The organism is Shewanella sp. SR44-4, from assembly GCF_014163715.1.
In the GTDB taxonomy this organism is placed as follows: domain Bacteria; phylum Pseudomonadota; class Gammaproteobacteria; order Enterobacterales; family Shewanellaceae; genus Shewanella.
This window is the reverse complement of record NZ_JACJDU010000052.1, coordinates 20,938-30,399: the sequence shown is the minus strand read 5'-3', so window position 1 is coordinate 30,399 and position 9,462 is coordinate 20,938. Positions and strand designations below refer to the sequence as shown.

Here is a 9,462-nt window from a genome sequence, read left to right as displayed (position 1 = left end):
TCGTATTCAGTAGTTTCACCTAAGATATTTTTCGCTTTTACTTTTACCGTAAAACTATCTGTCGGGAAGAAACTATACGTAAAATCAAGGCTATGGAATGGCTTTTCAAATACATCGTCTAAACCTCCACGACCACCATAAGCAATACGTTCACCAAACACGTTATACACTAATGTGGCACTGTGATAACTGTCTGACGAGTCGTAACTTAACTGCAAGTTAGCCACCCATTGTGAATGTCCGGTCATGCGGCGGGTTTTATTGGTTGGGTCAATTTCGCCGTTAGCAGCGATATCGATTTCTGAGTCGCCAAGGGTTAAGTTTCCCGCAACAAAGAAGTCTTCCCAAATGCTGCCATCACTACCCAAAAATTCAAGCTCTTGTAAGAACTCGGTTTCAAGGCCGTACACATAGCCCGACTGCGCGTTATAAAACTTGAGCTGACGCCCAGCTTCTGAAATACGTTGAATAGGTTCAATCGGTGCGTCTACATCTTTATAGAATGCGCCCATGCTGAAATTATTGCCTGAATCAGAATAGTATTCCCAACGTAAATCTAAGTTAAGAATGTCTGAACTCTTTAACTCTGGGTTACCGAAGAAGTCAAAACCGGTAACGGGGTCTTGGAATCGAACCGGTGACACTTCACGTAGATCTGGTCGTACAATGGTTTTACTCGCGCCAAAACGCCATTGGGTGGTGTCGGTTTGCTTCCAGGTTAATGACAACGATGGGAACCAACCGTCTTCTGCTATCACGTAGTCAGATAACTGATAACGACCACCTTCATCTGATATTTCACCATTTGGGTCGATAGGCAAAGTGACGCGACGAAAATCTTCATAACGAATACCAGCATAGACGCGCCAAACATCGTCAAAGTCGATGTCCATGCTCACAAATGCAGCGTCGTTTTTCTCGGCGGCAATATAGTCTTCGGTGTCAGTTGATGCGTCTTTTAGCTCTAGCCCTAAGGTATTGTCGGTAATGTTTTTATCAGAGAAAATCTCATCAAAATCACCCGCTAAAATAGCGCCATTGGCATCAGTTGGGCTTAAATCGACATCAAAACCTAAGCGAGTTGCATAGCTTTCGCGAGTACGCTCAAAGTATTCATAGCCGGTAGTCAGTTTAACCACTGCACCGTCTAGATTAATGGGGTACATAAAGTCCCAACCATAGTTTTGGCTGTCATCTTCTAGGCGACTATAAACATACTTGGGTGCATCTTGAGTATTGAGGTTACGTGATAATAATTGATTGCTCTCATCTAAAATCACGTTGTAGGTATACGACACTTCATTCGGGGCATAACGCTCAGAACGTGCATCGGAGAACTTCCAATTAAATTCAGAGTCATTCAAATATTCAATAAAATGATGACCTTTAATTTGGTTACTGATAAGCGAACGTTCTTCGTAATCAATGGCGTAAACTTGCAGTGCATTTGGTTCGCCCAAGGTATCGATGGTTTCTTCAATCCCCATAGACACGTCATCGGAAGTGTCTTGCAGGTAAGTGGTGAAGGTTTCGATTTTATGGTTGTAGCCAATCTCTAAGCCTAAGTTAAGCATGCCAGACACTTGGACTATTGAATCAGTACCGACGATGTCTTTCTGGTTTTCAACTTGTACTTGGCTGCTATCACCATCAAGCTCAACTTCACGTTTAGTGTAGTTTTCAGCTTGCTTCTTGTAAGACACGGCTGACAATGCACCAAAGATAATGTCGTCGGTAATGTCCCAACGATCACCAATGGCGATATCGCCGCGCATTGCAGGGTCTGTACTTTGGCTGCGCACCGTCATATCGCGGTACATGTCTAGTGCCAATTCGCGGTTAACTTGTTGTGCTGCTGGGTAATTTATAGCGCCATTAGAATTACTCACGATATCAATCGGGCTAATTCCACCATATTGATTAATGGTGTTATTAATGTTGCTTGGCATGCTGCGAGTGCCATCGTCTTGGCCGGTCCAATCATCGCCACCACCGTTGTAGGTGTAGCTGTCGTTTGAGTCATTGGTGTTATAACGGCCGCCAACACTTGCTTTAAAGAAGAAATCGGCTGGAATTGATTTAGTGCGAATATCAACATGCCCACCACCAAATGCGGCAGGTGAATTGGCAGAGGCAGACTTTTGCACCGATAACGATTCAATGATCGATGCTGGGAACATATCTAAAGGCACTACGTTACGGGTTGGATCCGGTGACGGCACTGTCGCGCCATTCAGTGAGGTACTTGAATAACGCTCACCTAAGCCACGAACATAAATGAATTTGCCATCTTTTAAGGTTAAACCTGTCACACGACGAAGCGCTGCGGCTGCATCACCGTCACCGGTTCTTGAAATTTGTTCTGAGCCCATAATATCGGCTACAGCAATTTGTTCACGACGTTCTTCAGTTGCTTCTGATGCAGAGCTACGTAGACGCCCAGTAACTGAAATCACTTCTATCGGTTCAATTGGAATCACTTCACCAGGATCACGAACAGGCGCTGGTTCTTGCGAGTATACGGGGGTAGCTGTTAATAGTGTCGCCGCAGAAATCACAGAGATAATGGCAAGGCTTAACTTATTAACGGTAAAACTCGGCTTGGTTTTCATACTTAACTATCCTGTATGCGGTTCAGAGATAACCGCCCTTGCGGGCGGCTATTAATAGGTCACAGATTAATGTTATCGAGGTGATTACTGTGGAAAGTAAGCCCAACCTTGACGCCAGTCATTCTGGCCATCGAATGCACCAATAAAGTTGGTTGATTCGAAGAAGCTATCATCTGTGCTTAAGTCTTTACCTTTGCCAAGTAGCGTTGTATCTGTAGCTGCTGGCATACCGTCAGTGATAGTCACTGCAGCTGTTGAGTTACCTTCTTGGCCCATGAACCAGGTTTCAACATTCACAGCGTCTGCTGTTGCGGCATTATCAGAGCTGTACTTAAAGGGCTCGTTACAGTCGATAATTGAATGAGACATAGTCAAAGTGCTGTTGTTTACGTTGTCGACTAAACCAGCGTAAGAGCCATCTAACTCTAAACATTCGCCAGACTCAGTTTCAGCAGTAGTGCCTTTACGACCTTGTACTAGCACGTTGTATAACTCACCTGCAGTAGCAACACGTAGTAAGATACCTTCACCTTTATCGCCACTTGCGTTAGCAATATCTGTACCCGGTAAAATAGTGAAGTTAGCTAATTTAGGCGCTGACACCGGCGTATCCGTAGCACCTTTATGGCTATCACCTTCGATACCACGGTTAGCATTACCGTCTTCGTGAGTGATATACACAAACTGTGCTTTACCTGTCCAACCGTTAGTCCAATCTAAGCTGTCATCGAAGTTGGCAGTTAAGTAAACATATTTCAAGTTAACTGCACCACCCCAAAACTCAACACCGTCGTCGCCGTTAGCGTGAATTTGAATATGGTCTACTTGAGTTCCGCTGCCCACTGCCGCAAATGAGATACCGTTCATTTCTTGAGTATCATTCACTTTAAAGCCAGCATACTTAATCACTACGTAGCTGATTTGACCGCTGTTATCAGCATTGTTGTTACCACCGTACGGGAAGTCACCGACTTCAAACGACGCTGAACAAGCATTATGATCAGGACATGTGTTGGTTAAACCATTACCTAGAATAACCAAACCACCCCATTGACCACGTTCGCCACTTGCACCCGCAATAACATCTTCTTCAGAGGTCATTTCAATTGGGTGAGTTGCACTACCTTGAGCCATAATTTTTGAGCCACGACTCACCGCGATAAAACTGTTAGATGTCGCGAATAGCTTAGTACCCGCTTGAATGGCTAATGTTGCAGGTGTTGTGTTATCACCACCTACTACTACTGCACCGCCATCAATTTTGTACATTACGTTTTGGCCAGCGAGAAGCGTCGTGTTGCTTAAGACATTGCCTTCAAGGGTACAAATTAACGTGATTGATGCATCTTTATATAACCCTGTTGCCGCTGCTGAAGCTGTTGTGCCTACAGGACAAGAAGTTAATACTGGCAATTCAGTTGGCGTTGGCGTCACATCGTCATGAATAGCTGTAGTCCAGCCTTTAGTCCAGTCGTTAGTGCCATCAAATGCACCAATATAGTTGGCATTTACCAAACGCGCATCAAGGTTAGCCAAATCAGCCTTACCAGCCGTTAATGCAACAGATGATGAATTAGGCATGTAATCAGTTAAATCAGAAGCGGCAACTAAGTTACCGTCTTGACCGTTGTACCAAGCTTCTACATCTAGCGCTAAAGCACGGCCTTCTGCAGCATCTGCCTTGGCACTTTTAAACGGTTCAACACAGTCAATTAAGCTGTTTTGCATCGTCAATTCAGCGGTGTTGGCGTTGTTAACGGTATTGTCGTCGTTAACCTCTAAACATTCGCCAGAATCAACGTCACCTTTAACAAGAATGTTATAAGTATTCACGCCAGTGCCTTTACGGAATAAAATACCTTCCGCATCGTCACCACCACTGTTGGTGCCATTAGCAACCTGAATAGTAAAGTTGGCTAACACTGGTTTTGACATAGGTACAGCACTTGCGTCACTGTTACTGTCAGCTTCAATACCACGGTTAGAAGCATTGTCCGCTTGACGAATATAAACGTGCTGCGCGCTACCTTGCCAACCGTTTGTCCAATCTAACGAGTCATCAAAGTTTTCTGTCAGTACGATATTTGTTACTGAAACATTACCGCCCCAGAATTCAAAACCATCATCGTTATTCATGTGAACTTGTACGTGGTCAATTTCAGTACCCGCACCCACACCGGCAAAACTAATACCGTTCATTTCTTGGGTGTCATTGATTTTGAAACCACCAAACTCAACGCGTACATACTTGATTGAACCTGAATTGTCTTCGGTATCATTACCACCGTAGCTGTGGTTACCCACTTCAAAAGACGCTGAACAATTGGTTAAATCTGGGCAGGTGTTTACTGGCGCATTACCCAATAACACTAAACCACCCCACTGACCCGCTTTACCTTCTTGGCCTAAAGCCGTTTCAACAGACGTAAATACGATTGGCGCTGTTGCCGTACCGTCAGCCATGATTTTTGAACCGCGGCTAACCACTAAATAAGAATCACTGCCACCTAAGATTTTGGTGCCCGGTAATATTGATAACTCAACCGCGTTAGCATTATCGCCACCGGCAATCACTGCGCCATCAAGCTGCCATACAACGTCATTACCTAACACTATTTTGTCGCCATCTTGGCCACCCGTGGTAATCGTTGATGCTGCAGTAGAAGGAGCTAACGTACCTTTTAATACCCAAACTTCTTTACCATCAACGGCTGTCATTGTGGTGCTTTTAGTTGCAAAGCCACTGTATGATTTTTCTTGAACTGTCTGAGTGGGTGTAGTTGGAGTTGTTGGCGTAGTCGGTGTAACAGTATCGCTACCCGCATTGATATTAATATCACCACCACAACCAGCGAGCCCTAATGTTGCAGCAAGGGCTGTAGAAAGTGCAGTAAGTTTAAAAATGTTTTTCAGTTCCATTGTCATCTCCGAAGACGGATTTAAGCGTGTGAGTTAGTTGGCTGGATGACAAGCTAACCTGCAAAAATGACAAAAAGACTGCGTAAACATGACAGTCACATTTCATTAACATGACAGAAATGTGCAAATCCAATGGCTATGCACCTTAGGAGGAGATTTGAATGGCATAAATTTTTAACAAAAAAAGCGAAAATATAACGTTTTAGACCTAATCAACTTAATAATAGCTAACATAAACGGTCCACAAACCAAAAATGATGGCACAAAATCCCGCGGGTCTAAATGCTTTGACACAATAGGAGGCAGACCATAAGGCAAACTGTTTGTGATGTTTTTCGGTCATAAAAACAAGAATAATTGCAATAATAAACAATAAATTACCTATCACTTCGAACACTAATGGTGATGAAGTGTTATGCGCATCGAGCAGTAAGACCGCCCCAATAACTAACCGAGATATAATTTCAATGTAATGGAAATAGCGTTGATGGCTAAAACGAACAATTTGGTCTGCAAAATGCGCTGGAGCCAGCATCATGAACAGGCCAAAACTGAATGTGATTACGCCCCACAAGCTAATGAATATGGCCATGTTAACTCCGAGTGATGCTGCTTACGCTAATATTAACACCTCACTAATGAGGTAATTTGTTAACTAAAAATGTCGCATCCACTATCAACAAGATGATTAAGCAAGATGTGTTAACAAAAAAGGTTAATGCGAGTGGCTATTTATTACACTTGTATAGTCTAATAAACACACGATAATGACATTAATCAAATTGATTATAAGAATATAAAAAAATATTAATAAATGCTCATAAAGTAAGTTTAGGCGATTTTAATGCTAAAATAGCCATTTGATACAATCTTCATCACACAAGGAGTGCCCATATGCCATCAGATATTATTATTTTAGGGATCTCCATACTTATTGCTATTGGCATTTTACTCCATCACCCTTCTAAAACATTAGGCTTACCGTCATTATTAATCTTTATGGGTGTCGGCTTGGCATTTGGCAATGGTGAATTTGGTTTTGTATACGACGACCTGCAACTGACGTCAGTTATCGGCACCTTAGCATTAAACACCATAGTATTTGTCGGTGGCCTCAATACCCCAATGAAACACATTAAGTTTTCTTGGAAAGAAGGTGGCATGTTATCCACTGCTGGGGTGATATTCACTACCATTATTTTTGGCTTTATCCTTAATGCGTTACTCGACTTTAACCTTATTACTTGCATGTTGTTCGCCGCGGTAGTGTCGTCTACTGATGCTGCGGCCGTATTCTCTATTTTAGAGTCGAAAAAACTTAAATTAAAACACGGTACGGGCACCATTTTAGAATTCGAATCAGCTACCAACGACCCTGTAGCCTTGTTAATGGTGGTGATGTTAACCGACTTTATTATCAATAGTGCCAACGGCGCACCCACAGCACTTTCAGTGATATCGAGTCTCGGCCAGCAAATTGGTGTTGGGGCTGTCGTTGGGTTAATAATGGGTAAATTAGCCGTTTGGGCACTTAATAACATTAAACTGCCTGAATTCGGACTTATTCCTGTTTTTATTTTGGCCAGCTTTGCCATTACAGTATCAAGTACCGAAATCTTAGGTGGTAACGAACTTATTGCGGTTTATATTGCTGGGGTGATCATCGGCAACTATTTAAAGAAGGGCGCTGAAGTCAGTAAGCATTTCTTTAATGGTATATCGTGGTTAGCGCAGTCATTAATGTTCATCATTTTAGGCTTACAGATATTCCCGCAGCAATTAATGCCGGTGTTCATGGCATCATTGCTCCCGGCCATATTACTTATTGTCGTCGCGCGCCCATTGGCTGTACAGCTGTGCTACTTGCCATTTAAACAAGCTAATTGGCGCAAACGTTTGTTTGTTTCTATGATCGGATTAAAAGGTGCTACGCCAATTGTCTTTGCGCTTATTCCCGCTGCGGCAGGAGTAGAGGGGTCGCGTGAAATGATCCACATGGTGTTTTTCATTGTACTGATTTCGGTCATTGTTCAAGGCGCCGCAATTGAACCGCTAGCCAATAAACTAGGCCTAAAACTGCAGCCCAAAAATCCTGATCTATAAAAATGATTCAATGCCCCATAACAATGAGGCATTGAATCATTTTCAGTATCTTTGATATAGGTTATTTTACAGTGATTCTCTCAACTGATTTATCAGGCTGATGGATCACATAGTCTAACTGTACTTGTAGGTCTTTAAACCCAGTTGCAGAGGGTTGATACTTCCATTGTTCAAGCGCCGCAACCGCCGATGCATCAAACACTTGTTTCGGCGACGACTTGGTCACTCTCACATTGTTCACACTGCCATTTTGACTGATATCAAATGACATTTGCACATAGCCATTAAGCCCTTCTTTAGCGGCATCAATTGGATAGCTAGGCTCAATTCTTATCACAGGCATTGCCATAGAGTCGGTTTTGTTTTCAATGCTGAGATTATTGCCTGCAAATACCTGCTGATTAAACATAAAGGCACTAACACCAATAGCCAATGTCATTCCAATTAATGCTAAGGTGCTTTTTCCATGTTGCTTTTTCATCTGTAAGATCCTCTCTTTTAAGATGGTTTTATCCCCATAATGGGTGTGTAACATGCCCAACGGCGCATGCTGTGAATAGGCCAATAGTGTTCTGCTATAGGCAATTTTAGCTTGGGCTTTCATATCGGCAGTGACTTGTGCATCACATGACAATTCTTGATCTTGTCTAAATCGGCGGTAGCTCAGCCATATCAACGGATTGAACCAAAACAATACGGTTAATCCATAAGCCAAGGCATTTGCCCATAAATCACCACGTTGATAGTGATACACCTCGTGCTGAATAATGGCTTGCTGCTGGCTTTCATCGAGTAACATAAAACTATTAGGGACTAAAATACTGGGGGTAATAAACCCTGCGAGCATAGGTGATTCAATATCTGGATGGACTAATACGTTAAGCTTTACAGAAGGAATATCTAGCTGACGTCCATGCTGGATTAACCGTTGTAGATAGCCATATTCCATCACGATATTAGCGACCAATAACGTGATAACTGCACCGTAGAGGTAAGGCAGGTATAACAGGTCAAGTAAGCCTGCTGACAACGCAGCGGTATCGCTAGCAAACACATAATACTGCTGGATGATTGAGGCAGTATTATTACTGCCAAACCAGTTAACGGTGTGCGGTAATATTATTTGCAGTAAATCGGCAATGATTAATAGTGGCACTGATATCCACATAAAATAGGTATAGTGCGCCCCAACTCTAGACAATATAAACCGGTGCATTACCAGTAAAGCCAAACACACCACGCTCAATGAGATGGTTTGTTCCATAAACCAAGTAATCATCACTTTTGTTCCTTTTGCCAATCATCAAGTAAGGTTTGCAGTTCGGCGACATCTTCTGCCGACAGCTTGTTCTTTTGTGCAAAACCGGCAACCAATGGGGTTAACTTGCCAGCAAACATGCGGTCCACAAAAGAAAGCGACTCTTTAACGGTATAGTCCTGCTCAGCAATTAATGGCGAATAATGGTAAACCCGGCCTTGTTTTTCAAAACTGACGGCTTGCTTTTTGACTAAACGATTAAGCAAAGTTTTAACCGTTTTTTCATGCATGTTATGGCTTTGTTCTAATGCATCAACCACTTCACTCGAGGTTAATGGCGACTGCTGCCAAAGCTGCTGCAACACGACTAATTCACTATTGCTGATTTCTTTCATGCGATATCGCTCATTTGTTGTTAGTACTTGTTAGGCTGAAAATGGATTACAGGTGTAATCCATTTATTTAAATTACAACTGTAATCATAAATAAGCAAGGTTTATTTTCGAGCAATTTACGAATAAAAATGAAAAAGCCTAATCAGATAATTAGGCTTAAAATTGAAATGTTATT

General features: G+C 42.5%; 6 protein-coding genes. 1 reads left to right on the top strand and 5 read right to left on the bottom strand.

Going from position 1 to position 9,462, the window contains the following annotated elements:
• From H5125_RS18570 to H5125_RS18560, 3 genes are all read right to left on the bottom strand, one after another.
• Positions 1–2,612, bottom strand: a 2,612-nt coding sequence (locus tag H5125_RS18570; RefSeq protein ID WP_182744978.1) for a TonB-dependent receptor domain-containing protein, incomplete at its 3' end; no start/stop codon positions are given.
• An 84-nt stretch (positions 2,613–2,696) separates the two neighbouring features.
• Positions 2,697–5,531: a hypothetical protein gene (locus H5125_RS18565; RefSeq protein WP_182744977.1), complete on the bottom strand. Its 2,835-nt coding sequence runs from the start codon at positions 5,529–5,531 to the stop codon at positions 2,697–2,699.
• 217 nt (positions 5,532–5,748) lie between these two features.
• Positions 5,749–6,123 carry a hypothetical protein gene (locus H5125_RS18560; protein ID WP_182744976.1) on the bottom strand — a complete coding sequence of 125 codons (375 nt, stop codon included), beginning with the start codon at positions 6,121–6,123 and terminating at the stop codon, positions 5,749–5,751.
• A gap of 302 nt (positions 6,124–6,425) precedes the next feature.
• Here H5125_RS18560 and H5125_RS18555 point away from each other — a divergent pair, with 302 nt between their 5' ends.
• Positions 6,426–7,634, top strand: coding sequence for a potassium/proton antiporter (locus H5125_RS18555; protein ID WP_101085086.1), 1,209 nt, complete (start codon positions 6,426–6,428; stop codon positions 7,632–7,634).
• A 61-nt stretch (positions 7,635–7,695) separates the two neighbouring features.
• Here the strand turns inward: H5125_RS18555 and H5125_RS18550 are convergent, their stop codons facing one another.
• Together H5125_RS18550 and H5125_RS18545 are read right to left on the bottom strand one after the other, a co-directional pair.
• The gene (locus H5125_RS18550) at positions 7,696–8,913 is read right to left on the bottom strand and encodes a M56 family metallopeptidase (RefSeq protein ID WP_182744975.1); all 1,218 of its coding nucleotides are present in this window, start codon (positions 8,911–8,913) and stop codon (positions 7,696–7,698) included.
• Positions 8,913–9,287 (bottom strand): BlaI/MecI/CopY family transcriptional regulator, encoded by a 375-nt coding sequence (locus tag H5125_RS18545; RefSeq protein WP_182744974.1) that lies wholly within the window; start codon positions 9,285–9,287, stop codon positions 8,913–8,915. Before H5125_RS18545 ends, H5125_RS18550 begins: the two co-directional genes overlap by 1 nt.
• Between the last annotated feature and the right edge of the window lie 175 nt (positions 9,288–9,462).